General features: G+C 57.2%; 23 protein-coding genes. 5 read left to right on the top strand and 18 right to left on the bottom strand.

Features of this window, described 5'->3' with window-relative positions:
* Nucleotides 1-196 precede the first annotated feature (196 nt).
* Both ACGHUK_RS00495 and ACGHUK_RS00490 read left to right on the top strand, forming a co-directional pair.
* Nucleotides 197-733, top strand: a complete 537-nt coding sequence (locus ACGHUK_RS00495; RefSeq protein ID WP_223388420.1) for a DUF262 domain-containing protein — start codon at nucleotides 197-199, stop codon at nucleotides 731-733.
* Nucleotides 734-766: 33 nt separating this feature from the next.
* Nucleotides 767-1,846 (top strand): HNH endonuclease family protein, encoded by a 1,080-nt coding sequence (locus tag ACGHUK_RS00490; RefSeq protein WP_223388421.1) that lies wholly within the window; start codon nucleotides 767-769, stop codon nucleotides 1,844-1,846.
* A gap of 78 nt (nucleotides 1,847-1,924) precedes the next feature.
* On the opposite strand, the gene argF is transcribed toward ACGHUK_RS00490, so the two are convergent.
* The 13 genes from argF to ACGHUK_RS00425 form a co-directional block, all read right to left on the bottom strand.
* Complete coding sequence (gene argF / locus ACGHUK_RS00485; protein WP_390574590.1) at nucleotides 1,925-2,839, bottom strand: ornithine carbamoyltransferase; 915 nt, start codon at nucleotides 2,837-2,839, stop codon at nucleotides 1,925-1,927.
* Nucleotides 2,836-4,038: an aspartate aminotransferase family protein gene (locus ACGHUK_RS00480; protein WP_390574589.1), complete on the bottom strand. Its 1,203-nt coding sequence runs from the start codon at nucleotides 4,036-4,038 to the stop codon at nucleotides 2,836-2,838. Before ACGHUK_RS00480 ends, argF begins: the two co-directional genes overlap by 4 nt.
* Nucleotides 4,039-4,170: 132 nt before the next feature.
* The gene (argB, locus tag ACGHUK_RS00475; protein WP_005938551.1) at nucleotides 4,171-5,025 is read right to left on the bottom strand and encodes an acetylglutamate kinase; all 855 of its coding nucleotides are present in this window, start codon (nucleotides 5,023-5,025) and stop codon (nucleotides 4,171-4,173) included.
* 217 nt (nucleotides 5,026-5,242) lie between these two features.
* Nucleotides 5,243-6,472: a bifunctional glutamate N-acetyltransferase/amino-acid acetyltransferase ArgJ gene (gene argJ / locus ACGHUK_RS00470; protein WP_390574588.1), complete on the bottom strand. Its 1,230-nt coding sequence runs from the start codon at nucleotides 6,470-6,472 to the stop codon at nucleotides 5,243-5,245.
* A gap of 167 nt (nucleotides 6,473-6,639) precedes the next feature.
* Nucleotides 6,640-7,581 (bottom strand): N-acetyl-gamma-glutamyl-phosphate reductase, encoded by a 942-nt coding sequence (argC, locus tag ACGHUK_RS00465; RefSeq protein WP_390574587.1) that lies wholly within the window; start codon nucleotides 7,579-7,581, stop codon nucleotides 6,640-6,642.
* Nucleotides 7,578-8,978 carry an argininosuccinate lyase gene (argH, locus tag ACGHUK_RS00460; RefSeq protein ID WP_097774511.1) on the bottom strand — a complete coding sequence of 467 codons (1,401 nt, stop codon included), beginning with the start codon at nucleotides 8,976-8,978 and terminating at the stop codon, nucleotides 7,578-7,580. Before argH ends, argC begins: the two co-directional genes overlap by 4 nt.
* 306 nt (nucleotides 8,979-9,284) lie before the next feature.
* Nucleotides 9,285-10,517 carry an argininosuccinate synthase gene (locus ACGHUK_RS00455; protein WP_390574586.1) on the bottom strand — a complete coding sequence of 411 codons (1,233 nt, stop codon included), beginning with the start codon at nucleotides 10,515-10,517 and terminating at the stop codon, nucleotides 9,285-9,287.
* 371 nt (nucleotides 10,518-10,888) lie between these two features.
* Nucleotides 10,889-11,194 carry a GIY-YIG nuclease family protein gene (locus ACGHUK_RS00450; protein WP_390574585.1) on the bottom strand — a complete coding sequence of 102 codons (306 nt, stop codon included), beginning with the start codon at nucleotides 11,192-11,194 and terminating at the stop codon, nucleotides 10,889-10,891.
* Nucleotides 11,181-12,008 (bottom strand): MYG1 family protein, encoded by an 828-nt coding sequence (locus ACGHUK_RS00445; RefSeq protein ID WP_005938572.1) that lies wholly within the window; start codon nucleotides 12,006-12,008, stop codon nucleotides 11,181-11,183. Before ACGHUK_RS00445 ends, ACGHUK_RS00450 begins: the two co-directional genes overlap by 14 nt.
* 114 nt (nucleotides 12,009-12,122) lie before the next feature.
* Nucleotides 12,123-13,451, bottom strand: coding sequence for an acetyl-CoA carboxylase biotin carboxylase subunit family protein (locus tag ACGHUK_RS00440; RefSeq protein WP_390574584.1), 1,329 nt, complete (start codon nucleotides 13,449-13,451; stop codon nucleotides 12,123-12,125).
* A gap of 240 nt (nucleotides 13,452-13,691) precedes the next feature.
* The gene (locus ACGHUK_RS00435) at nucleotides 13,692-14,447 is read right to left on the bottom strand and encodes an esterase family protein (RefSeq protein ID WP_390574583.1); all 756 of its coding nucleotides are present in this window, start codon (nucleotides 14,445-14,447) and stop codon (nucleotides 13,692-13,694) included.
* A 21-nt stretch (nucleotides 14,448-14,468) separates the two neighbouring features.
* Nucleotides 14,469-15,239, bottom strand: a complete 771-nt coding sequence (locus ACGHUK_RS00430; RefSeq protein WP_097781094.1) for an alpha/beta hydrolase — start codon at nucleotides 15,237-15,239, stop codon at nucleotides 14,469-14,471.
* A gap of 347 nt (nucleotides 15,240-15,586) precedes the next feature.
* On the bottom strand, nucleotides 15,587-16,663 hold the full coding sequence (locus ACGHUK_RS00425) for a branched-chain amino acid aminotransferase (protein ID WP_005939052.1): 1,077 nt from the start codon (nucleotides 16,661-16,663) through the stop codon (nucleotides 15,587-15,589).
* Nucleotides 16,664-16,903: 240 nt separating this feature from the next.
* Here ACGHUK_RS00425 and ACGHUK_RS00420 point away from each other — a divergent pair, with 240 nt between their 5' ends.
* The 3 genes from ACGHUK_RS00420 (at nucleotide 16,904) to ACGHUK_RS00410 (ending at nucleotide 18,539) form a co-directional block, all read left to right on the top strand.
* Entirely contained in the window at nucleotides 16,904-17,569 is a 666-nt protein-coding gene (locus ACGHUK_RS00420; RefSeq protein ID WP_005939046.1) for an HAD family phosphatase, read from the top strand.
* Nucleotides 17,570-17,661: 92 nt separating this feature from the next.
* Nucleotides 17,662-17,835: a hypothetical protein gene (locus ACGHUK_RS00415; RefSeq protein ID WP_242821922.1), complete on the top strand. Its 174-nt coding sequence runs from the start codon at nucleotides 17,662-17,664 to the stop codon at nucleotides 17,833-17,835.
* Between the two features lie 455 nt (nucleotides 17,836-18,290).
* Nucleotides 18,291-18,539: a DUF6061 family protein gene (locus tag ACGHUK_RS00410; RefSeq protein ID WP_015565010.1), complete on the top strand. Its 249-nt coding sequence runs from the start codon at nucleotides 18,291-18,293 to the stop codon at nucleotides 18,537-18,539.
* 408 nt (nucleotides 18,540-18,947) lie between these two features.
* Here the strand turns inward: ACGHUK_RS00410 and ACGHUK_RS00405 are convergent, their stop codons facing one another.
* The 5 genes from ACGHUK_RS00405 to ACGHUK_RS00385 form a co-directional block, all read right to left on the bottom strand.
* Nucleotides 18,948-19,841: a YitT family protein gene (locus tag ACGHUK_RS00405; RefSeq protein ID WP_015565011.1), complete on the bottom strand. Its 894-nt coding sequence runs from the start codon at nucleotides 19,839-19,841 to the stop codon at nucleotides 18,948-18,950.
* Nucleotide 19,842: 1 nt separating this feature from the next.
* Nucleotides 19,843-20,469, bottom strand: a complete 627-nt coding sequence (locus ACGHUK_RS00400) for an HAD family phosphatase (RefSeq protein ID WP_015565012.1) — start codon at nucleotides 20,467-20,469, stop codon at nucleotides 19,843-19,845.
* A gap of 80 nt (nucleotides 20,470-20,549) precedes the next feature.
* Complete coding sequence (locus ACGHUK_RS00395) at nucleotides 20,550-21,533, bottom strand: SIS domain-containing protein (RefSeq protein WP_015565013.1); 984 nt, start codon at nucleotides 21,531-21,533, stop codon at nucleotides 20,550-20,552.
* An 87-nt stretch (nucleotides 21,534-21,620) separates the two neighbouring features.
* Nucleotides 21,621-22,457, bottom strand: coding sequence for a PTS system mannose/fructose/sorbose family transporter subunit IID (locus ACGHUK_RS00390; protein ID WP_154266010.1), 837 nt, complete (start codon nucleotides 22,455-22,457; stop codon nucleotides 21,621-21,623).
* Nucleotides 22,458-22,472: 15 nt separating this feature from the next.
* On the bottom strand, nucleotides 22,473-23,282 hold the full coding sequence (locus ACGHUK_RS00385; protein ID WP_015565015.1) for a PTS sugar transporter subunit IIC: 810 nt from the start codon (nucleotides 23,280-23,282) through the stop codon (nucleotides 22,473-22,475).
* Nucleotides 23,283-23,293 lie beyond the last annotated feature (11 nt).

The raw sequence follows: 23,293 nt of genomic DNA, 5'->3' as shown, positions 1-23,293 counted from the left end.
TTAGCTTGTATCTGATATCAGCCCACCTATCATAAACCTTGCATCATTCTGTAACACTATGTAATCTTTTGTTTTTTCGCAATTATCCAGCTGACGAAACATGTTCCATGTGATATACTATTTTCAAGTAATTCGCATTTACATCAAAAGGGAGGCTCCGATATCATGGCCCTGCAAAAACTATGCAATTGAACCCATGAAAACCTTTTTGGATGGTCAATATTCCATTCCAAATTATCAGCGGGAATATTCCTGGGAGGAAAATGAAATTCAGGATTTTCTGAATGATCTGGAGGATACCTGTGCCAATCCGAGCACCATTCACTTTTTCGGGCAGATCGTAGTTCACAATGATGAGGACTCCCAAACAAAATTCATTATTGATGGGCAGCAGCGCACAATTACATCCATGATTTTTGTGCACTCTCTTCAGCTTTTGTACGAAAATCTATATTTTACCACTCAATATCATCCTGCATCAAAAAAGGAAGTTCTATTGTCCAATTATGTAGGAGAATACTCTGATGAGGAAAAAAGCCTTCATCTCATCCTTAGTGAAGCGGATAATCCTTACTTTATTCAAACCATAACTGCTAGACAGCCGTCTGATTCCAAAGAAACGAAAAAGTCCTGGGAAAGAATCCGAAAAGCATTCAAGACTATTTATGAATATCTTGATTCGCACTGCCAGGACGCTTCCGATACTTCCAAGAAAATGGATTGCCTTAACTGATACTTCGAGGCCTTCTTCGAGCGGTTCAAAGTCATGTATATTGAGGCCACCAAGCTGGAAGAAGCTTTTATCATTTTTGAAACATTGAATGCTCGCGGAAAAGACCTTGAAACAGCAGATTTACTCAAAAATTTTGTTTTCAGCAAGTCAAAAGATGTGGATGACACTCAGAAAAAATGGAATTCCATTGTAGACAACCTGGATAAAATTGATACAACCAATTATATCCGGCATTATTGGAACTCTTCTCATAAATTCATTCGCAAAAACGACTTATACCGGGAAATCGTAAAATTCATCAAGACCCCTGCTGATGTGTCAGCTTTTCTCGATAGTCTTGAAAATTGTTCTCAATTCTACCATGACATTGCATTTCCGGAGGAAAACGTTGATTTTACAGACGATAAATTGATCTCTTGTCTAAAGAATCTCAAAATCCTCAAGGCCAAAACTTTTTACCCGATTTTGCTTGCAATGAAACAGGCGAAAGAATCCTATTCTGAAAAAGACCTCTTGACCGTCGCCGAAACCATTGAAGTCTATGTTTTTCGTAATTTTACAATCTGCGGAAAGGTTGCCAACACCGGTGAACGATTCTTTTCTGAGATCGCTCTCCGGATTTACGGTGATCTAAATTCCGTTACCGCCATCTGTAAAGAAATCCGAAAATCAATTGTCCCAGACGATGAGTTCACTGCTGCTTTCAATACCTGGTCAGGTTCCAACCGTGAAATTATTCGCTATATCCTGAGAAAAATCAACAAACAAATATCTCCAACAGATGAATTGAATCTCAACAACAGCGATGTTCACATCGAACATGTAATGCCAATTGAAAACAGTAAATGGAAAATCCCGGAAGATACTCACAATGAGTATCTTTGGCGGTTGGGAAACCTCACGCTTTTAAGCGGAAAGCTGAATATCCAGATTTCCAATGAGGTTTTTCCAATTAAAGTGTCAGAATATGCCAAATCAAAAATCGACCTTAATAAATCGCTGTGCACCTGCAGCGATGGTACTCCGCGCACAAAATGGATCGTTCCCGATGATATTGATATCCGTCAAAAATATTTTTCGGATTATGCACTCATAATCTGGCACATCCATTAAACAACTTTTCTATTCAATCAATAAAACAACGCGGCCCCCATACATGAAAAGGGAGCCGCGTTGTTTTTTATTCCGGTTTTATTTCCCCGCCAGAAGAATGGCCAGCACGGCTTTCTGCACATGCAGGCGGTTCTCGGCTTCATCGAAGATCTCCGGTGCGTGCTGCTCGAACACCGCCGAGGAGATTTCCTCATCCCGATGGGCGGGCAGGCAGTGCAGCACCATGACATCGGGCTTTGCGCTTTCCAGCAGCTTGCTTGTGAGCTGGAAGCCCACAAAATCCCGCAGGCGCTGCTCACTTTCCGGCGTGCCGGGCTTGGCGGTGTTCCACACAGCCGTTGCCACCACGTCGGCGTCCTGAATCCCCTCGGCAGGGTCTGCGGTCAGGTGGAAAGCACTGCCGTACTTGTGGGCGAACATCAGCACATCCGCCGCCGGGCGGTAGCTCTGCGGGCAGACGCAGGTGACCTGCATCCCAGCCAGCAGTCCGCCCACGATGAGGCTGTTTGCCATGCTGCTGCCGTCGCCGACAAAGCAGAGCTTCCGGCCCGCAAGGCTGCCCCGGCGTTCCCGAATGGTCATCAGGTCGGCCAGCACCTGACAGGGATGGGCGTAATCCGTCAGGCCGTTGATCACCGGCACACCGGCCAGCTCGGCAAACTCTTCCAGATCGCTCTGGCGGTAGGTGCGCCACACCACGCAGTCGTAGTAGCGGCCCAGCACCCGGGCGGTGTCCTTGAGGGGCTCACCGCGCCCGGCCTGCAGCTCGGCGGTGTTCATGTAGTTGCCCAGACCGCCCAGCTGGTACACACCCACCTCAAAACTGGTACGGGTGCGGGTGGATGCCTTGGAGAACATCAGGGCAACCGTTTTGCCCGCCAGCAGCGGGGCCGTGCCGCCCAGCTTCTGCTGTGCCTTGAGTTGGTCGGCCACATCCAGAATGTGGGTCAGCTCGGCAGGGGAGAGGTCGCTCATTCTCAGCAGATTTTTCATGCCTGCTCCTTCGGAGCCGTCGGCTCCATTTTGCTCAGCACATCGCCCAGGATCTCCAGCGCCATATCCACATCGTGCTCGCTGAGGGTCAGCGGCGGCAGCAGGCGCAGGCGGGTCTTGGCTGTCAGCACCAGCAGGCCCGCTTCGCGGCAGGCGGCCAGCACATCTGCGGCCTTGAGGTCGTAGAACTCGATGCCCACCATCAGGCCGATGCCGGAAATGCTCTTGACATGGGGCAGCTTTGCGATGCCTGCGCGCAGCTGGACGGCGCGCTCGTTGACATTGGCAAGGAAGCTCTGGTCCATGCGGTCCACCACCACGTTGGCACCGGCGCAGACCACCGGGTTGCCGCCGAAGGTGGAGCCATGGGTGCCGGGGCCCATGCCCTCGGCCACCTTTTCGTTCATCAGCACTGCGCCGATGGGCAGGCCGCCGCCCAGACCCTTAGCCAGCGTGACCACGTCCGGCTTGAGGTTGTAGTGCTCACAGCACAGGAAGGTGCCGGTGCGGCCCACGCCGGTCTGCACCTCGTCCACGATGAGCACAAGGTCTTTTTCGTCGCAGAGCTTGCGCACGGCCTGCACGTAGTCCGGGTCCAGCGCCATCACACCGCCCTCGCCCTGAATGAGTTCCAGCATCACGGCGCAGGTGGTGCGGTCCACCAGCTCCTCCAGCGCTTCGATATCGCCTGCCGGAGCATACAGGAAGCCCTCGTTGAAGGGGCCGAAGTAGTTGTGGAACACCTCCTGACCGGTGGCGGTCAGGGTGGCGATGGTGCGGCCGTGGAAGCTGTTCACCAGCGTGATGACCGTGGTGCGGTCCTTGCGGTAGTGGTCCACGCTGTACTTGCGCGCGGCCTTAATGGCACCCTCGTTGGCCTCGGCACCGGAGTTGCCAAAGAACACCTTGCTCATGCCGGTGCGCTTACACAGCTTTTTGGCCAGCTTGCCGCAGGGCGCGGTGTAGTAAAGGTTAGAGGTATGCTGCAGCTTGTGGGCCTGCTCGGAAACGGCCTCGGCCCAGTCCAGATCACAGTAGCCAAGGCTGTTCACGCCAATGCCGCTGGTAAAATCCAGATACTGCTGGCCCTCGGGGCCTGCGGCACGCAGGCCGTGGCCTTTTTCCAGCACAATAGGGTTGCGGTTATAGGTGTGCAGGACGTATTCGTTGTCCCGCTTGATGACTTTTTCAGAATCCATAGGTGTACCCTCCTGTGAACAGAAACTGTGAACAGAAAACCCTCTCAGGCGCTTTCGCGCCAGAAAATGCTGGCAAAGGCTTGAGAGGGTCATTTTTCTTATTATACCGCCTGCACGGCACCGGCGCAATGCTTATTCGCGGTGGCTGCGGCGGTAAAAGCGGGTGCCGGAGCCGCGGTTGGAGAACAGCTCCAGCAGGATGGAGTGGGGCACGCGGCCATCGATGATGACCGCCTCGTGCACGCCCTGATAGATGGCATCGGCCATGCCGCCGATCTTGGGGATCATGCCGCCCGCAATGATGCCGGCGGACTTATAGCCCTCGATCTCGGACACCTCCACCTCGGGGATGAGGGTGCTCTCGTCGTCCTTATCCCGCAGCAGGCCCGCGATATCGGTCATGGATACCAGCTTCTCCGCTTTCAGCGCAATCGCGATCTGCGCAGCGGCGGTGTCGGCGTTCACGTTGTAGGCCTGACCCAGATCGTCCATGCCCACCGTGGCGATCACGGGGATGAAGCCGCCGTCCAGCAGGCTTGCGATCAGGGTAGCATCCACATGCACGATCTCGCCCACATGGCCCAGCTGGGGGTCCAGCTCGGTGCAGCGCAGCATCTGGCCGTCCATGCCGCACAGGCCCACGCCGCGGCCGCGCAGCTTTGCCACCAGATCCTTGTTCACCTTACCGGCCAGCACCTGCTGCACAATCTCCATGGTGGCATCGTCAGTCACGCGCAGACCGTTTGCGAAATGGCTCTCCACACCCACCTTTTTCAGCATCTCATTGATGGCCGGGCCGCCGCCGTGCACCAGCACCACGCGCACACCCAGCAGGGTGAGGGTGACCAGATCGTTCATGACGGCATTTTTCAGTTCTTCGTTGATCATGGCATTGCCGCCGTACTTTACCACCATGGTCTTTCCGTGATACTTCTGGATGTAGGGTGTCGCCTCAGAGAAAAGGCGCGCCATTTCTTCGTTTTTCATAAGATTTCCTCTGAACCCTCTCAGTCAATGCCTTGCGGCATTGCCAGATTCCCCTTTTTGTCGCTCACGCGACATCTTCCCCCGGCGCGGGGGAAGTCTGTCCTCTCAAGGGGGAGCCTTTGCTGGACGGGTCACTTTATTTCATAAACTCAGCTGCTTGTCGTTCGTTTTAAGCTCCCCCTTCGGGGGAGCTGGCGCGCAGCGCCTGAGAGGGTTATCAGGTGCGGTAGTCGCCGTTGATCTTGACGTAATCGTAGGTCAGATCGCAGCCCCATGCCTTTGCGGATGCATCGCCGGTGCCCATGTCCACCTTGACCAGCGCATCGTGCTCAGCCAGCACCTTGGCGGCTTCGTCCTCGCTGTAGGGGTGGTAGGCGGCGTTTTCGCACACATACACCTCACCGGCCTTGCTGGAAAGCCACACGCAGACCTTATCAATGGAGAAATCGCCGGGGGTGTAGCCGATGGCGCACAGGATGCGGCCCCAGTTGGCATCGCGGCCGAACACTGCGGCCTTGAACAGGTTGGAGCACACCACGCTGCGGCTGACGGCACGGGCGGTCTTCAGGTCGGGGGCGTGGGTCACTTCGCAGGTGATGAGGTGGGTGGCACCCTCGCCGTCACCGGCGTGCTCGGCACACATGTGCTCGGCAATGGCAGTCAGCGCCGCCACAAAGGCGTGGTAGTCCGCGTTCTCCTCGCAGATCTCCGGGTTGCCTGCAAGGCCGGAAGCCATGATGATCAAGGTATCGTTGGTGGAGGTGTCCAGATCCACGCTCATCTGGTTGTAGGTGCCGGGCACCACGGTCTTGAGGGCCTTTTCCAGCAGGATGGGCGAGACCGCCGCATCGGTGGTGTAGAAGGCCAGCATGGTTGCCATGTTGGGGGCGATCATGCCGCTGCCCTTGCCAATGGCACCCACCGTGCAGGTCTTGCCGCCCAGCTCGAACTGGATGGCGTATTCCTTTTTGTGGGTGTCGGTGGTCATGATGGCGGTGGCGGCATCGGTGCTGCCCTGCTCGTCCGCAGCCAGCTTTGCGGCGGCGGCAGGAATGCCCCGGGCAAAGGGGTCGATGACCATGGGCTGACCGATGACACCGGTGGAAGCGGGCAGCACGTCCTGCGGGTCGATGCCCAGCTCCTTGCCCACCAGCTCACAGCATTCTTCGGCCAGAGCCACGCCGTTGGCGGCGCAGGTGTTGGCGTTGCCGCTGTTCACGATGATCGCCTGTGCGTAGCCGTCCTTCAGGTGGGCGCGGTCCACCTTGATGGGTGCGCCGCAGACCTTGTTGGTGGTGTACACACCGGCGGCGGCGCAGCGCACGTCCGCCTTGATGAGTGCCAGATCGTATTTTTCTGCATGGTTTGCGCGGATGCCGCAGTGCACGCCAGCCGCTGCAAAGCCCTTGGGCGCGCAGATGCCGCCCGCAACTTCTTGATACTGCATAATGATTTTCCTTTCCCACAGGAAAACCCTCTCAGTCAATGCCTTGCGGCATTGCCAGCTCCCCCAAAGGGGGAGCTTTTCAGCAAGAGGGAAACGTTATCTTTTTTGCCAAAAGCTCCCCCTTCGGGGGAGCTGTCACCGTCAGGTGACTGAGAGGGTTTTCTTTTTTATTCCAACCCTTTGGTCTCTTCCAGCCCCAGCATCAGGTTCATGCACTGGACGGCCGCGCCGGAAGAGCCTTTGCCCAGATTATCAAACAGGGAGACCAGCATCATCTGGTCGCCTGCAGCGTTCACGGTCATGTACAGCTCCATGCGGTCGGTACCGGCCATGGCATTGGAGTACAGGCCGTTCTCCGGCAGGGCTTCGTTCAGAGCGTGCACCTTGACGGTGGCAGCATCCTTGTAATATGCCGCAATGCCCTCGGCCACCTGTTCGGCGGTGCTGCCCGCCAGCGTCAGATCCAGCGGCACCAGCACCTGCATGCCGCAGTAGTAATCGCACACCACGGGCACGAACATGGGGGTGTGGGCAAGGCCGCTGATCTTCTGCATTTCCGGCAGGTGCTTATGGGCAAGGCCCAGACCGTAGCTCTTGGGTGCATCCAGCTTGCTGTGCGCCGGGCGATCAGCGCTCTCGTACTCGGCGATCATCTTTTTGCCGCCGCCGGAGTAGCCGGAGATGCCGGTACAGCTGAAGGGATAATCGGCCGGTGCAAGGCCCAGCTCCACCAGCGGGCGGGCAATGCTGATAAAGCCGCTGGCATAGCAGCCGGGCACCGCCACGCGGCAGGAATTTTTGATTTTTTCCTTCTGGCCCGCCAGCTCCGGGAAGCCGTAGTCCCATGCGGCATCGGTGCGGAAGGCGGTGGAGGTGTCCAGCACCTTCACGTCCGGGCGCAGCAGGGGCATGACCTCTTTGGAAGCGGCATCCGGCAGGCAGAGGAAGGCGAGGTCGGCAGAGTTGATCACCTTCGCGCGCTCGTTCACATCCTTGCGGCCCTCTGCGGAAATGGAAAGCAGCTCGATCTCCGGGCGTTGTGCCAGACGGTCGGCAATGCGCAGGCCGGTGGTGCCGGAAGAGCCATCAATAAAAATTTTCACGCTCATGCGTTCTTTTCCTCCCACGCATCCAGCTGTGCGTTTGCCAGTGCGATCTGGTTGTTCACGCTGGCTTCGCTGGGGCCGCCGTAGCTGGTGCGGCCCTCGCAGCACTTGACCAGATCAATGGCATCGTAGATATCGTTCTCGAACAGAGCGCTGTAGCCCTTGAACTCATCGAGGGTCAGCTCTTCAAGGGTCTTGTCCTTTGCGATGCAGTCGGACACCATGCAGCCGGTCAGCTTGTAGGCATCGCGGAAGGGCATCCCCTTCTTGGTGAGGTAGTCGGCGCAGTCGGTGGCGTTGATAAAGCCCTTGGCGGCGGCGCGGCGCATGTTGGCCGGAATGGTCTTCATGGTGTCCAGCATGGGAGTGACCGTCTTCAGGCACAGCTCCAGCGTATCCACTGCGTCGAAGATGGCTTCCTTATCCTCCTGCATGTCCTTGTTGTAGGCGAGGGGAATGCCCTTCATCATCACCAGCAGGGTGTTCAGGTCGCCGTAGACGCGGCCGGTCTTGCCGCGGATCAGCTCGGTAACATCCGGGTTCTTCTTCTGCGGCATAATGGAAGAGCCGGTGGTAAAGGCATCGTCCAGCTCAATGAACTTGAACTCCCAGCTGCACCAGAGGATGATCTCCTCGGAAAGCCGGGACAGGTGCATCATGCAGATGGAGATGGCATTGGCCAGCTCGATGCAGAAATCGCGGTCGGACACGCCGTCCAGACTGTTGGCACAGGGAGCCGCAAAGCCCAGCTTTTCGGCGGTGAACTGGCGGTCCAGCGGGTAGGTGGTGCCAGCCAGCGCGCCGCTGCCCAGCGGGCACTGTGCGTCCATGCGGGCGGTGGCATCCTCAAAGCGCTGCAGGTCGCGCAGCAGCATGGAGGCGTATGCCATCAGGGCATGGCCAAAGGTGATGGGCTGGGCACGCTGCAGATGGGTGTAGCCGGGCATGACGGCGGTGGTGTTCTCACCGGCCTTTTTGCAGATGACCTTGATGAGCTCCACAATGTAGGCCTGCAGGGTGTGGCTGTAGTCCCGCAGGGTCAGGCGGATATCCAGCGCCACCTGATCGTTGCGGCTGCGGCCGGTGTGCAGCCGCTTGCCCGCATCGCCGATGCGGGCGGTGAGGGTCTGCTCCACAAAGGTGTGCACATCCTCGGCACCCGGGTCGATTTCCAGCCTGCCGGCTGCCAGATCATCAGCGATGGAAGCCAGACCGTTGAGGATGTCCTCACAGTCCTTTTCCGAGATGATGCCCTGCTTTGCCAGCATGGCGGCGTGCACGCCGCTGCCGCGCATATCCTGCGCGATCATGCGCTGATCGAAGCGGATGGAGGAGTTGAAGTCGTTCACGCGGGAATCCACGGCCTTGGAAAAACGGCCCTTCCAGAGTTGTTCTGCCATAGTTTTATCCTTTACTGATAGGCGGCTCGCCCTATTCACTCCCTCAGTCACGGCTGACGCCGTGCCAGCTCCCTCTGGGAGGGAGCCTTAACGTTACGGTCAGCTGATAAACGCCTCCCTCTTTGAGGGAGGTGTCACCGAAGGTGACGGAAGGAGTTTTTGCCGCTCATTTTATTTCTTCTAAAAACGGCAAAGCCGCCGCAGGGGAAAACGCTCCTGCGGCGGTGCCGCCGGCAACGATGCCGGTTGGATGAAACTTCCGTGTGAAAGTGTGAAAACACACGAAAGGGAAGATGTTATAGCTGCTTACTTGACCTCCGGCCAGTTCTTGGACAGCTTTGCGCGCTCCTTGATGGACAGGCCGAACAGGTTGATGAAACCTGTTGCATCGGCCTGATTGTAGTCCTCGTCCTCACCGAAGGAAGCGGTCTGCTCGTCGTACAGGGTGTAGGGAGAGGTGACACCGGCGTTGATCATGTTGCCCTTGTAGAGTTTGAGCTTCACATCGCCGGTGACGGTCTTTTCCAGACTGTCGGCAAAGGCGTCCAGAGCCTCGCGCAGCGGGGTGAACCACTGGCCGTTGTAAACGATATCGGCATACTTCTGGGCCAGCTGAGCCTTGAAGTGAGAGCTCTCCTTATCCAGAGTGATCGTCTCCAGCACATTGATGGCCTTGTACAGGATGGCACCGCCGGGGGTCTCATAGACGCCGCGGCTCTTCATGCCCACCAGACGGTTCTCCACGATATCCAGCAGGCCGATGCCGTTCTCGCCGCCCAGCTTGTTCAGGTGCTCCACCAGCTCCACAGCGCCCATCTCCTTGCCGTCCACGGCGGTGGGGATGCCCTTTTCAAAGTGGATGGTCACATAGGTGGGAACATCGGGAGCCTGCTCGGGGCTGATGCCCAGCTCCAGGAAACCGGGCTTGTTGTACTGGGGCTCGTTGGCGGGGCTTTCCAGATCGAGGCCCTCGTGGCTCAGGTGCCACAGGTTCTTGTCCTTGGAATAGTTGGTCTCGCGGTTGATCTTCAGGGGGATGTGGTGAGCCTCGGCGTAATCGATCTCCTCGTCACGGCTCTTGATGTCCCACTCACGCCACGGAGCAATGATGGCCATATCCGGGCACAGGGCCTTGAGGGTCAGCTCAAAACGCACCTGATCGTTGCCCTTACCGGTGCAGCCGTGGCAGATGGCATCTGCGCCTTCCTTGATGGCGATATCCGCCAGAGCCTTGGCGATGCAGGGACGTGCAAAGCTGGTGCCCAGCAGGTAATCTTCGTACTTCGCGCCGAACTTCAGGGTGGGGAAGATGTAGTTCTCCACAAAGTCCTTCTTCAGGTCCAGCACGTACAGCTTGGAAGCGCCGGTAGCCTTGGCCTTTTCTTCCAGACCGTCCAGCTCGGTGCCCTGTCCCACGTCACCGGAGACAGCGACGATCTCGCAGTTGTTGTAGTTTTCCTTCAGCCAGGGAATGATGATGGAGGTGTCCAGACCGCCGGAGTATGCCAGCACGACTTTTTTGATGTTTTCCTTTTTCATAGGTGACGCTCCTTTTTCATAAAAATACACTTTTGTCTTCTGATGCGCACTTTCCCTTCGCATCCTCTTCCGTTGCGTTTCGGTTGATGCTTTTATTATACGCCGCGCTGTTTTTTCGTCAATAACAAAACCATACAAACCTTTTTTGCTTCCGGCACCCGTTTTTCGTTCATGTTGCATCTTTATGCGTTATTTGCAGAATATATTCACATTTTATGCATTTGCACAGTATATATTCGGGGCACATGCATCCCGCCCGGGGCATGTGCGGACTACAGCACACGGAAAGAATTCACACCGCAAAAACAAAAAGCCCGGGACCCTTTCGTGAGCCGTCTGGCCCTGAAAGAGTCCCGGGTTTCGTTTTCGCTTTATGCGCCGGAAAATGGCCCGCCCGCCGCGCTCCATGCGGCGCACAGCAGTTCCTTCTGGGCCTTGGGCAGCTGCTTGAGGGCATACTCCCGCCGCAGGGCGGCGCGCTTATCCGCGCACAGTTCCAGATAGGCAAAACCCCCGGCCCCTCTGGCACGGGTGTACTTTGCGCCGCGTCCGCTCTGGTGTGCGCGCAGGCGGGCGGCAGGGTCGGTGGTCCAGCCGGTGTACAGCGTACCGCCGGTACACCGCACCATATACACAAAGGCGGGCTTTGGCCGGGCGCACGGCTCAGATGCGGCCATTGTTCTTTAACACCTGACGGCAGGCGGCAAGGGCAGTTTCCTTATCCTTGGCGGTGATGAGGAAGCGGCTGGCGTGGCAGAAGCTGATGCCCGGGATGCCGCTCTTCTGCTCAATGACCTCCTGCGGCTGGCCGGCCCAGCTCTGGGGGAAGGGCAGCTTGGGGCGCTTGGTCTTGTGGTCGGTGACACACTGGGCGCTCCAGCCGCCGCGCTGGCTGGGGTAAACCACGAACAACGCGTCCGTCTTGTACAGGCCGTTCTTCCACGGCAGATAGCAGGGCAGCACCACGATGCCGTCCCGGGAGTTTTTGTAAGCCTGCTGCACCTTTTCGTCGGCGCGGTTCACGGCGTTGGCGCTGGCGATCTGGTTTTCCAAGATCTGCTTTGCCACGGCCACCGCCTTGAAAAAGCAGGTGTCCTGATCCTCTTTGGAGTCCCACACCGGGTTAAAAAAGCCAATGGCATCGCACAGGCTGTTCTGCTCGCCGGTGTTATCGTTGAGGTCCAGCGGCTGGATGAAGTTCTCGTCAATGAGCCGGGCCTGACGCTCACCCACAAGGCCGGGGCCGAGCACCCGCCACAGCAGGCCGAGGGCCGCATAGGGCACGCCATTGGGGCGGCACTCCCGCGGCTCCTGATGGTGGTCGAACATACCAAAGCCCACATCGTACACGATGCCGTCAAAATCATCCGGCACCACAAAGCCGCGGGTGATCTTGATGTCCGGGCGCAAAATTTGCAGCAGGGCAGTGGCAAACACATCGTCGGCGTGGAACTTGCCGGCGTGGGTGAAGCCGTTTGCAGGAATTTTCATAGATGTACCTCGTTCCCAATAAAATGTCTGGCAACAGTATAGCACACTTTGCAGAAAGGGACAACGAAAAGCCCCGGAACGGGCACGCCATTCCGGGGCTTTTTGAGCGTATTCTTACTTTTTCTTTGTGGTGCGTGCCTTTTTAGCGGCAGGAGCGGCGGGCTTTTGGGCCGGGGTGGTCTCCGGCTCGCCCAGAGCCAGAATGCTGCTCAGCTCCTTCTGCACAGCGGCGTTGTTGTCGTCGGTGACGGCCAGCACATCGGAGTAGAACTGCTCCATGCCCTCGCGGGTGGAGAAGGTGGCAACGTACATCTGGTTGCCCATGGCGCCGCTCAGCGCGTCCGGCATGCGGTCCACCATGCGCATGTTCTGCTGGTACTTCTGCATGATCTGCTCGTGGCTGTACACAAAGTGCTTGCCGTCGCGGCGGCCTGCAAACGGGCAGTAGAAGTGCTCACCCACCGGCATATCGGTGCCGCCAAAGGCGATCATGTCCGCCCAGATCTTATACACGTTGGTGGAGCGGGCAAAGTTGATCATATCCGGGGTGAAGCCGCCGCAGGGGCGCATGTTGACTTCCAGTGCCACGATCTGGCCCTTTTTGCCCATGCTGGCCTGATTCTCGGTCATGCGGAAGAACTCAAAGTGGATGAAGCGGCTCTTCACGCCAAAGCTCTTGACGGCGGCACGGCCTGCAGCGCGGGTGTCCTCGGGCAGGTCCTTGATGATGTAGTAGATGGAGTTGTCGTTGTCGTTGACGATATCCATGATGGACATGGGGCTGACGTTGCCGGCCTCAAAGATGGGGTTGCCGTTGGCATCGATGATGGCATCGTAGCTGTTCACCTCGGCCCGGACGAACTCCTCCATGATGTACTCCACATCCGGGTGATGGGCCGTCTTCTGCACGAGGAACTTTTTCAGGTCCTCGTCGCTGGACAGCTTGTGGGTGTCGGATGCGCCCACGCCGTTATCCGGCTTTACCACCACCGGGTAGCCCACCTCGTCGATGAACTTCCGGCAGCCCTCGTAATCGTCCACCATGTGGTAGCGTGCGGTGGCGATGCCGGCCTTCCGGTAATACTCCTTCATCTTGCTCTTGTACTTGATGCGGGGCATATCGGAGGTCTGGAAGCCGGAGGTGATGTGGAAATCGGTGCGCAGGGCTGCGTCCCGCTCCAGCCAGTATTCATTGTTGGACTCCAGCCAGTCGATGCGGCCATACTTGAAGGCAAAAAAGGCCACGGCGCGGTAGACCTCGTCGTAGTTTTCCAGACTGCCCACCTTGTAGTACTCGTTCAGGCTGTCCTTCAGCTCCGGCTTCAGCTCATCGTAGGGCTGGTCGCCGATGCCCAGCACGTTCATGCCGTTGTTTTTCAGCTCACGGCAGAACTGCCAGTAGTTGGTGGGGAAGTTGGGCGAAATAAAAATGAAATTCTGCATGGTTTTATGATTCCTCTTTCCTCTATAAACCTCTATAAAGGCGGCCTCGCCCTCTCCGTCCGCTCGCAAAGCTCGCGTCCACCTCGTTCCCCTTTCTGTCGCTTGCGCGACATCTTCCCCCGACCGGGGGAAATCTGTCAAAGGGAGAGGCCTTGGCAGTACGGCAAGGCCTTTTGGTTTTGCCAAAGGCTCCCCCTTTGGGGGAGCTGTCACCGAAGGTGACTGAGAGGGCGAGCCATTTTACTCGCCCAGAATATACGGCATGTAATATGCAGTCTGCTTATACCACCAGTTCCAGTCGTGGTTCACATCGTGGCCCCACAGGTCTACCCAGATGGGGATGTTCTTGGCCTCGAAGATGCGCTTGAGGAACCATGTGGTGTCCGGCCGTTCCCAGTCGCCCTGACCACAGCAGATGACCGCCTTCTGGCTGCGGAACAGCTGCATGTAGGGGTGATCCTCCGGGAAGTTCTTCATGTAGTCCACGGGCGAGTTCATGTACACCAGCTCGTCCATATAATTGCCGAAGCCATAGTGGGCCGTGTAGATGCCGCTGAGGGCCAGACAGCCGCAGAACACATCCGGGCGGCGCAGGTACAGGTTGACCGCATGGGTAGCGCCCAGACTGCAGCCAAAGGCAATGACACCGGGCAGGTCGTCCCAGCCGTTGCGCTCCTTGGCCAGATACTGGATCTTGGGCACAGCCTCCTCCACGATATAGCGCAGCCACTGCTCATAGCGGCGGATGCGCCAATAGGGGTCACCCTGCGTGTCGGACCAGGTCTCCTTGTCCATGGTATCAATGGAGATCACCATAATCTTACCGGCATCGATCCACGGGGCAAGGGTGTCGGCCATGTGGAAGTTCTCAAAATCGAAGAAGCGGCCATCCTGACAGGGGATGTACAGCATCGGGCGGCCTGCGTGGCCGTAAATTTTGCACTCCATGTCGCGGCCCAGCGCCGGGCTGTAGTCCTTAAAATACTGCATTTCCATGGTGTTTCCTCCTTTTAGGGTTTACTCCTCCACCTCATACATCAGAGTATGGAACATAAAGGGCAGCTGTTTTTCCCAGCTGGCTTCGCTGTGGGTGCCGCCGGGCACGATGCGGCTGGTAAGGTGGATGCCCCGGGTCATGACCTTTGCGCACATCTCTGCAAAGCCGCTGCGCATGCCCTCGTGGTTGCCCATCTCGCGGGAGCCGTAGTCCATGTACAGCACGGTGCCCGGCTCCAGCTTTGCGCGGCCCACAAGGCCGGAAAGCTTTTCCGGCGACACCCAGATGGACGGCGACAGCGCCGCCGCACGGCTGAAAGTGTCGTTGTACTGCAAAAGGGCGTACAGGCTCATCAGGCCGCCCATGCTGCTGCCGCCGATGAAGGTGTGCTCCCGGTCGGGCAGAGTGCGGAAGTTGCGGTCGATGAAGGGCTTGAACCGGTGGATATACCAGCTCATGGTGGCCTGACCCGTGCCGTCGAAGTGGCCGAACTGCGGGTCGTCGAACCGGTAGGGCGAATACTCCACCAGCCGTTCGTTGTTGGCTCCGGCGTTGCACTCCACCGCCGCCACGATCAGCGGGGTGTCGGTGTAGTCCAGATAATCGGCCACGCCCCAGCTCTTGCCAAAGGTGGCATCCTCGTCAAAAAAGACGTTCTGGCCGTCGAACATATACAGCACCGGATACCGGCGGTCGGGGTCAGCTTCATACATCGTGGGCAGATAAACATATACTCTGCGCTGCTCGGTGCCGTTGACGGCAGGGTAGCTCACGCTCCATTTTTTGACCATGGGTCCATTCCTCTCAATCTTTCCTGCACATGGCCTGCCGCAATGCAGGCCGCTGTTCTGTTTTCAGTTTAGCACTGCAGGGCACAGAAAGCAATTGCGCCGGGAAATTTTGGAGGTTTGACGGATACTCCTTCCATCATCGCTGCGCGATGCCACCTCCCTCAATGAGGGAGGCTTTGGCAGTACGGTAAAGTTTCCGGTTTTGCCAACGGCTCCCTCTTAGAGGGAGCTGTCGAGCGTATGCGAGACTGAAGGAGTTTTCCGATATACGGCAAACGCCGCCGAGCGGAGGCCTGGCGGCGTTTGCTGCTATTCTGAATAAAAAGGTTCTCTCCGGAGAATCGGGATCAGTTCTTTTTCTCAACAGGCACGATCCAGCCCTTGGTATCGGGGATCTTGCCCCACTGCATACCGGTCATGGTGTCGTACAGCTTCTGGGTGACAGGGCCGATCTTGCCGTCGCCGATGTAGGCGTGCTCGCCCTTCCAGACCAGCTCCTTGACGGGGGAGACGACAGCGGCGGTACCGGTGCCGAACACCTCTTCCAGCTTGCCTTCGCGGGCAGCAGCCATGATGTCGGCAATGGCGATCTTGCCCTCGACGACCTCATAGCCCCAGTCCTTCAGCAGCTCGATGCAGCTGCGGCGGGTAACGCCGGGCAGAACGGTGCCGACGGTAGCAGCGGTGTACACCTTGCCGTCGATCTTGAACATGATGTTCATGCTGCCAACTTCCTCGACGTACTTCTTCTCCACGCCGTCCAGCCACAGCACCTGTGCGTAGCCCTGCTCCTCGGCCAGCTCGCCGGCCTTGATGGAAGCAGCGTAGTTGCCGCCGCACTTGGTGAAGCCGGTCAGGCCGGGAGCGGCACGGATGTACTCGTCTTCCACGTAGATGCGCACGGGGTTGATGCCCTCGGCGTAGTAAGCACCCGAGGGAGCGCAGATGATGCAGAAAATGTAGTGCTTGGAAGCGTGCACACCCAGACCCACGTCGTTTGCGAACACGAAGGGACGGATATACAGGGAAGCACCGTCGGAATGGGGCACCCAGTCACGGTCCACGTCCACCAGAGTTTCAACGGCCTGAATGTAGTCCTCCACAGGGATCTTGGGGATGCACAGACGGTCGGCGGAGTCCTGGAAACGCTTTGCGTTGCAGTCCGGGCGGAACAGCTGGACGGTATCATCGGCCGTGCGGTATGCCTTCATGCCCTCAAAGATCTCCTGAGCGTAGTGGAACACGACAGTAGCCGGGTCCAGTTCAAAGGGGCCGTAGGGGACAATGCGGGCATCGTGCCAGCCTTCGCCCTCGGTGTAATCCATCACGAACATATGGTCGGTGAACTTCTTGCCAAAACCCAGATTGCTCTCGTCAGGCTTTGCCTTCGGAGCAGTGGTACGGGTGATCTTGATATCCAACATGATTTATTTTCCCTCTTTCCTGATCTCGGGCGCAGCGAGTGAAAATGCGCCCGCAAACACCGGATGTTGTTTTCTATTATAATAATATGAATGTGATTTACAAGGAAACGAAAAATCTTTCATCTTTGGACAGGTTAAGTTGCGCTAAATTGCCTGCTTTTCCATGTGCAAACTGCCCAAAATATGATACAATGAGGGCATAAGCCGGATCTTACAGGCTCAGAAAGGAGCTTTTGCACAATGATAAAAGGTGTTATTTTTGATATGGACGGGCTGATGTTCGACACCGAGCGCATCTGGGCCACCCTGTGGAAGCCCGCACTGGCCACACTGGGTCTTCCTTATAAGGAAGGGCTGGACGCTGCCGCGCGCGGCTCGGCAGGCGATTCCATGCGGGCCGTGCTGCGCCGCTTCTACGGCCCGGACTGCGACACCGATGCCATCATGGATGCCCTGCACGCGCAGGCGGAGACGGCCTTTCAGGCACCGCCGCCCAAAAAGCCGGGTCTGGATGAACTGATTGCCTATCTGGAAGCGCAGCACATTCCCATGGTGGTGGCTTCCTCCAGCCGGATGGCATCCATCCTGCGGCACCTCAACAACTGGCACATGACCGATCACTTTCAGGCCCTTATTTCCGGCGAGCAGTTCACCTCGTCAAAGCCCGACCCGGAGATCTTCCTCACCGCGGCCAAGGCGCTGGGCACCACCCCGGCTGAAACGCTGGTGCTGGAGGACAGCTACAACGGCGTGCGGGCCGGTGCGCGGGGCGGCTTTGTCACCGTGATGGTGCCGGACCTTGCCCCCGCCGACGACGAGATGCGCCGTCTGTACACCGCCGAGTGCAAAGACCTGCGCGAGGTGAAAAAGATGCTGGAGGAGGGGAAGCTTCTTTCCGAAACCTGAAATATACAGTTGGTCTTTTACATTTTCACGCTAAAAAAGCGGAGAACATCCTCAAGGAAGTCTTTGCCCGCCTTATCCAGCAATCCTCCCGTGTGGAACTGGGCAAGAAGTTTGAAAGCGGCTTCTATGCCAAGCCCGACACCCCCAGCCCGCAGGCTGTACCCGCCGCAGGCGAACCCACCATCTCCATGACGGCTCTTTTGGAATTGCTGAAGGATGCCGACCCGGAAATGAAGGCAAAACTCCGCTTAGCCCTGCTCACCTGATGCAAAAAAGGGCACTGATTGCAATGCAATACAGCGCCCTACATCATCGGACATGGATAACACCGACCGTGCAGAAACCGTGCAGCCATGGCTTACAAAACAAAAAAGCCATGAAATCTTTCGATTTCACGGCATTTTCTGGTGCGATGGAAGGGACTCGAACCCCCGGCCTACTGATTCGTAGCGCACGCCGGGCGATTCCCTCAATTTTTGGAAGTTACGTTTTGTCGTTATTTCTTAGCGATACATCGCAAGTTTTGAGCTTGGAGTTTCTGCATCCTTTGTCCGATTTTGCAACGATTTGCACCCTTTGCACGTTTTGAAACCGTGCAAAAACCGTGCAGAAACCGTGCACTTACTCCCGGACAAACTAAAAACCACTTCATCCGACAACGACTTGACGGCATTGGTTCGAGTGACTGCACACCAAAAATCAAGTCTTGGAGGATATGACTATGACAAAATTGCTTTCCTGCCGCTACAACATGGACACCAACCGGGTGGAAGCCCTGTTCGCGGATGGCACCACCGTTGTCATCGACTGCATTACCGTGGAGGACGAGTACGGCAACACCCCGGCACAGCGGGCAGAACTGGACTGGCTGCTGTATAATAAGCCCTTGGAGTACGCACAGATGGTGCTGAGAGGGGAGATGGAGCATTATCTTTCCCTCGGCTGTGACCACGGCAGGCTGGAAGATTGAGCCTTAGAAAACGCGCGGCAAAAATGCTAATCGCGCGGCGCGCGTTTTTATCGCTGACTTTTATTCAGGCAACATTGCACGCGCGCATTCCAGCGTGCGATTCCACTTTTCCGAAATTCAATCGTATTACAGTTTATTTTTACAAGTTCCAACTTTCACGTCGCACCTTCCCACGCATGAAGAATGCACGCCCGTGCGATCTTTGTTCGCGGTTTATTCGCGGTCAGCCGGATTTATTCGCGCTTTGTTCGCGCGATTGCGCGTTTTCAGCGTAAATTCAGCGTAAACCATGCCAAGTCAGCGTATTTTCAGCGTAAATCCCGGGAAGTCAGCGTAAACAACCATTTACCATATATAATAATGCCCGCCCACCTGTGGAAAGCCACAGTGGGCGGGCATTCTGCGTTTTCAGATGGACTGGAACCCTTTGCCGATGATCTCGCTTGAGTTGACAATGGTCAGAAAGGCCTCCGGGTCCTCCCGGCGCAGGAAATCCCGCAGCAGCCCTGCCTGCCGCCGGGTCAGCGCCACCATAATCATGGTGCGGGGCTCGCCGGTGTACACGCCGGTGGCGTTCTGCTGGGTCGCTGTGCGTCCCAGTGTTTCCGTAACGAAATGCCGGATGGGCTCCGGCCTTGAGGTGATGACCGTACACACCTTGCGGAGATTCAGGCTCTCGATAGCTGTATCCACGATGGTGCTGCGCCCGATGAGTCCCAGCACGCAGTACATCCCGGTCTGCGGGCCGTAGAGGTAAGCCGCAAACAGCACTGTGCCGATATCGCTGAGCAGCAGAGCCCTGCCGATCTCCACCTTGATGTACTTGTGCAGGATCATCGCCACGATCTCGGTGCCGCCGGTGGATGCCCCGATGTTGAATACGATGCCGCTGGCAATGGCAGGCAGCGCCACCGCAAAGCACAGCTCCAGCAAAGTATCATCCGTCAAAGGCTGCGACACGGGAAACATCTTTTCGCACATACTGGAATAAAAGCTGAGCATGAAGGAGGAGTACAGTGTCCAACCCATGGTCTTTATGCCCAGAAAGACGCAGCCCAGCACATCCAGCACCGCATTGGTGATCCACATAAAGGTGCTGACGCTCAGAGCCGGAAAGCAGGTGGCCAGAACGATGGAAAGACCGGTGGTGCCGCCAAATACAAAGTGGTTGGGCGCACAGTAAAAGTTCAGTGCTACTGCATAGATGATAAGTCCCAGATTCAGCAGTAGAAAAAAGCGTGCGCCGCTCCACAGCTGTGCCGGAGTCAGGTTTTTGCGCAGACCGTTCTTGATCGCTTCCATCTCAGTCCAGATGCTCCTTTACATCCATCAGCTGGGTGATGATGCAGTCTGCGGCGGACTGGTCCAGCGGCTCGCCGTGGCGGGGCTTCAGTGCCAGCACCTTCAGCCCTGCCGCCTTTGCGGAGGCAATGCCTGTGGGAGAATCCTCCACCGCAATAGCCTTGTCTGCCGTCAGCCCCAGTGCCTTCAGCGCCTTGAGATAGATATCCGGTGCAGGCTTATGGGCGGCGCAGTCCTCGCCGCTGAAGGCGAAATCCACCATGGCTTTCAAGCCGCCCTCCGTGAGCATCTTCATGATATCCGGTGCTGCGCTGGAGGACGCCACCGCCACCTTCAGCCCCCGGCTGCGCAGCGCATTCATCAGCGGCTCTGCCTGCGGGTCGGTAAGCTTGCCGTAGGGGGTGGGGCGAGCCTTGCGGTACTCCCGGTAAGCCATCAGCATCTCCTGACGGCGCACAGGGTCGTTGGGGACAATGGCTTCCCAGATGGCTTTTTCGTTGGAGCCGATGAAGTTGCCCTCCGGGATGGGGATGCCGTTTTCCAGCAGAAAGTTTTTACGGCGGTTCTCGTAGTAATATTCTGTATCTGCCAGCACCCCATCCATATCAAAAATCACTGCTTCAATCATTCTTCATTTCCCTCTTCATCAAAAAAGGGGAGGGGCAAGCCCCTCCCCCAAGCATGGGTCTATTGATCCCGGTCGATCGCTTAGTACTCCAGCTTCCACATATAGCGGCGCAGGGTCAGCGGATGCTGACGGACGTAGGACAGCTCCTCAGCATAGACGCGGAACACGGCGGTGTGCATCAGCGGGTTGAAGTAGGTGATGACGCTGCTGTCCACAGCATTGCCCAGACCGTAATCCTTTGCATCCACAACGGTGGTCAGAGCATCGAAGCGGTGCAGGAAGGTCAGTGCGCGGGCATCCACGGGACGGGTCTTGCCGTCGTTCATCAGCAGGATGAAGGGCACGTCCTTGTCCACGATCTCGAAGGGGCCGTGGAAGAACTCGCCGCTGTGGAAGGAGCCGGAGTTGACCCACTGCATCTCCATCATCAAGCAGATGGAGGTGGAGTAAGCGACCTCCATGGAAGCGCCGCTGGACATGACGTAGACGACGGGAGCGTCCTTGTACTTCTCAGCGAACTCCTTGGCAGACTTGCGGGCAGAGTTGGCAGCGTTCTCGGCAGCCTCGAACACGTTGGTCAGGCCCTCGATCATCTTGTCGTACTTGTCGAAACCTTCCACCTGCTGCAGGATCTCCACAGCCAGTGCCAGAACGTAGCCCATCTTTTCCAGCTTGGCGGCGTAGTTTGCCTCAAAGCCGTGAACGATGGTGTAGTCAGCTTCCTTGGTCAGGGCAGAACCGGCAGCGTGGGTAACGCTGACAACGGTTGCACCAGCGGCCTTTGCCACGCTGTTGGCCTTGACGGTCTCAGGGGTGCTGCCGCCCAGAGAAGCGGTGATGACCACAGTGGTGTCGCCCAGCCAATCGGGGGTATCGTAGTTGAACTCGTTGGCGGTGTAGTGTGCCACACGCAGCTTCTTGCTGCAGTTTGCCAGGAAGTACTTTGCGGGGTACAGCTCTGCCTTGGAAGCGCCGCAGCCAACAAAGGCCACGTTCTCCACGTTGTGCTTTGCCACGATGTCTGCCACGATGGACTTGACGTTTGCCAGATCAATGTTATACATAATGCAATCCTCCAAATTATTTTTCTTTTTGTTCTGATGAATCACAAATTACAGGCGTACGGATATCTATGTAAGCCGGAAACCCGGTTACACCAACAGACCAAGGGCGTTGATGGCAACACCGCCCACGATGCAGATGACCAGCAGCCAGCCGGTCTTGACCTTTTTGCGGATCAGGGTGTACATCAGCATCACGATGCCAAGGTTCAGAAGGTTCGGCAGAATGCTGTTCAGCACATCCTGCAGCACCAGACCGGTGCTTGCGAAGGTGATGGGAGTAGTCAGACCCACCATGCTTGCCACCATGGCACCGATGACCATCAGGCCTACGATGCCGCAGACGTACATCAGCTTGTCCATCATGCCGCCGTTGAGCTTGGTCAGGTACTTGCTGCCCATGGTATAGCCCAGCTTACCGGCAAACCATGTGACCAGCACAGCGGGGACAATGGAGAGGATCATGGCCAGAATGGGGCCCAGAACGTTACCCTGCTGTGCCAGAGAGATGCCCAGACCAAAAGCGATCAGACGGACAGTGCCCTGGAAGAAGGAGTCGCCCACGCCGGACAGGGGGCCCATCAGCGAGGTCTTGACGGCGTTGATGGTCTCCGGGTTGAAGTTTTCACGGTCGGCGGCGTACTGCTCCTCCATGGAAGCGGCCAGACCCAGCGTAAAGGCACTGGTCTGCGGGGTGCAGTTGTAGAACGCCATCTCGCGCTCGTAGGCTTCCTTTTTGTGCGCCAGCTGCTCGGGGTCGTTCTCGTCGGGGTACAGCTCGTCCAGCGTGGGAGCGATGCCGTACAAAAAGCCCATGTTCATCTGACGTTCGTAGTTCCAGGAGGCCTGAATGTTCAGGGAGCGCCACATGAACTGGAAGTATTTCTTGAAGTCGCTGCGCTTTGCAGTCTTGGTTGCGTTGCTCATTTCAGCTTCCTCCTATCAAAGATCGTCGTCATCTTCCAGCGGGTCGTAGTCCGGGTTGGCAGCAGCTGCACCGGCAGCGGCTGCGGCAGGTGCGCCCTTGCCATACTTCAGACCGGTCAGGATCACAGCCAGAATTGCGGCGAAGATCGCCACAGCGGTGATATCCAGACCCAGATAACCCACAAAGAAGAAGCCCAGCAGGAAGTAGACGGTCAGGTCGCGGTTGAGCATGGTGGACAGCAGCAGGGCAATACCGTAAGCGGTAAGGAACTTACTGCCGAGGTTCAGGCCATCGGTCAGCCATGCGGGGATGAAAGCCACGATCTTCTGCACCAGATCCGTGCCGAAGTAGACGGACAGGAAGATGGGGATAAAGTACATCAGGCTGTACAGCAGCGTGCCCCAGACGATGTGCATGCTCCATGCCTTGCGGAACTTGCCTTCTGCAATGGCGTGGTCGGCAACGTGGGTCAGGTTGGACAGGATGGTGCGCATCAGCACGCCCAGCATCTGGCCCAGAACAGCGATGGGAATGGCCAGCGCCAGTGCGGTCTCGGCAGAAGCATCGGTCAGGATGGCAAAAGCTGCGCAGATGATGGCAGCCATGTTCATGTCCGGGGGTGCTGCTGCGCCGATGTTCACGATGCCAAGGCTCATCAACTCGATGGATGCGCCAAGGGTCAGGCCGGTCTGCAGATCACCCAGCAGCGCACCGACGATGGTGCAGGTGATGAGCGGACGCTCGAAGTTCATGCGGCCCAGAATGCGCGAGTCCAGAATACAGAACACGCCAACCAGACCCAGAAGCAGTGCGGTAACAAACATGGGTCAATTCC

This window comes from Faecalibacterium sp. i25-0019-C1, assembly GCF_042854225.1.
In the GTDB taxonomy this organism is placed as follows: domain Bacteria; phylum Bacillota; class Clostridia; order Oscillospirales; family Ruminococcaceae; genus Faecalibacterium; species Faecalibacterium taiwanense.
This window is presented reverse-complemented; position numbering and strand designations above follow the sequence as displayed.

Excerpts from the sequence above, each read along its gene's own strand:
- ACGHUK_RS00495 (WP_223388420.1), top strand. The coding sequence starts at position 197 with ATGAAAACCTTTTTGGATGGTCAATATTCCATTCCAAATTATCAGCGG.
- ACGHUK_RS00490 (WP_223388421.1), top strand. The coding sequence starts at position 767 with ATGTATATTGAGGCCACCAAGCTGGAAGAAGCTTTTATCATTTTTGAA.
- argF (WP_390574590.1), bottom strand. The coding sequence starts at position 2,839 with ATGAAAAATCTGCTGAGAATGAGCGACCTCTCCCCTGCCGAGCTGACC.
- ACGHUK_RS00480 (WP_390574589.1), bottom strand. The coding sequence starts at position 4,038 with ATGGATTCTGAAAAAGTCATCAAGCGGGACAACGAATACGTCCTGCAC.
- argB (WP_005938551.1), bottom strand. The coding sequence starts at position 5,025 with ATGAAAAACGAAGAAATGGCGCGCCTTTTCTCTGAGGCGACACCCTAC.
- argJ (WP_390574588.1), bottom strand. The coding sequence starts at position 6,472 with ATGCAGTATCAAGAAGTTGCGGGCGGCATCTGCGCGCCCAAGGGCTTT.
- argC (WP_390574587.1), bottom strand. The coding sequence starts at position 7,581 with ATGAGCGTGAAAATTTTTATTGATGGCTCTTCCGGCACCACCGGCCTG.
- argH (WP_097774511.1), bottom strand. The coding sequence starts at position 8,978 with ATGGCAGAACAACTCTGGAAGGGCCGTTTTTCCAAGGCCGTGGATTCC.
- ACGHUK_RS00455 (WP_390574586.1), bottom strand. The coding sequence starts at position 10,517 with ATGAAAAAGGAAAACATCAAAAAAGTCGTGCTGGCATACTCCGGCGGT.
- ACGHUK_RS00450 (WP_390574585.1), bottom strand. The coding sequence starts at position 11,194 with ATGGCCGCATCTGAGCCGTGCGCCCGGCCAAAGCCCGCCTTTGTGTAT.
- ACGHUK_RS00445 (WP_005938572.1), bottom strand. The coding sequence starts at position 12,008 with ATGAAAATTCCTGCAAACGGCTTCACCCACGCCGGCAAGTTCCACGCC.
- ACGHUK_RS00440 (WP_390574584.1), bottom strand. The coding sequence starts at position 13,451 with ATGCAGAATTTCATTTTTATTTCGCCCAACTTCCCCACCAACTACTGG.
- ACGHUK_RS00435 (WP_390574583.1), bottom strand. The coding sequence starts at position 14,447 with ATGGAAATGCAGTATTTTAAGGACTACAGCCCGGCGCTGGGCCGCGAC.
- ACGHUK_RS00430 (WP_097781094.1), bottom strand. The coding sequence starts at position 15,239 with ATGGTCAAAAAATGGAGCGTGAGCTACCCTGCCGTCAACGGCACCGAG.
- ACGHUK_RS00425 (WP_005939052.1), bottom strand. The coding sequence starts at position 16,663 with ATGTTGGATATCAAGATCACCCGTACCACTGCTCCGAAGGCAAAGCCT.
- ACGHUK_RS00420 (WP_005939046.1), top strand. The coding sequence starts at position 16,904 with ATGATAAAAGGTGTTATTTTTGATATGGACGGGCTGATGTTCGACACC.
- ACGHUK_RS00410 (WP_015565010.1), top strand. The coding sequence starts at position 18,291 with ATGACAAAATTGCTTTCCTGCCGCTACAACATGGACACCAACCGGGTG.
- ACGHUK_RS00405 (WP_015565011.1), bottom strand. The coding sequence starts at position 19,841 with ATGGAAGCGATCAAGAACGGTCTGCGCAAAAACCTGACTCCGGCACAG.
- ACGHUK_RS00400 (WP_015565012.1), bottom strand. The coding sequence starts at position 20,469 with ATGATTGAAGCAGTGATTTTTGATATGGATGGGGTGCTGGCAGATACA.
- ACGHUK_RS00395 (WP_015565013.1), bottom strand. The coding sequence starts at position 21,533 with ATGTATAACATTGATCTGGCAAACGTCAAGTCCATCGTGGCAGACATC.
- ACGHUK_RS00390 (WP_154266010.1), bottom strand. The coding sequence starts at position 22,457 with ATGAGCAACGCAACCAAGACTGCAAAGCGCAGCGACTTCAAGAAATAC.
- ACGHUK_RS00385 (WP_015565015.1), bottom strand. The coding sequence starts at position 23,282 with ATGTTTGTTACCGCACTGCTTCTGGGTCTGGTTGGCGTGTTCTGTATT.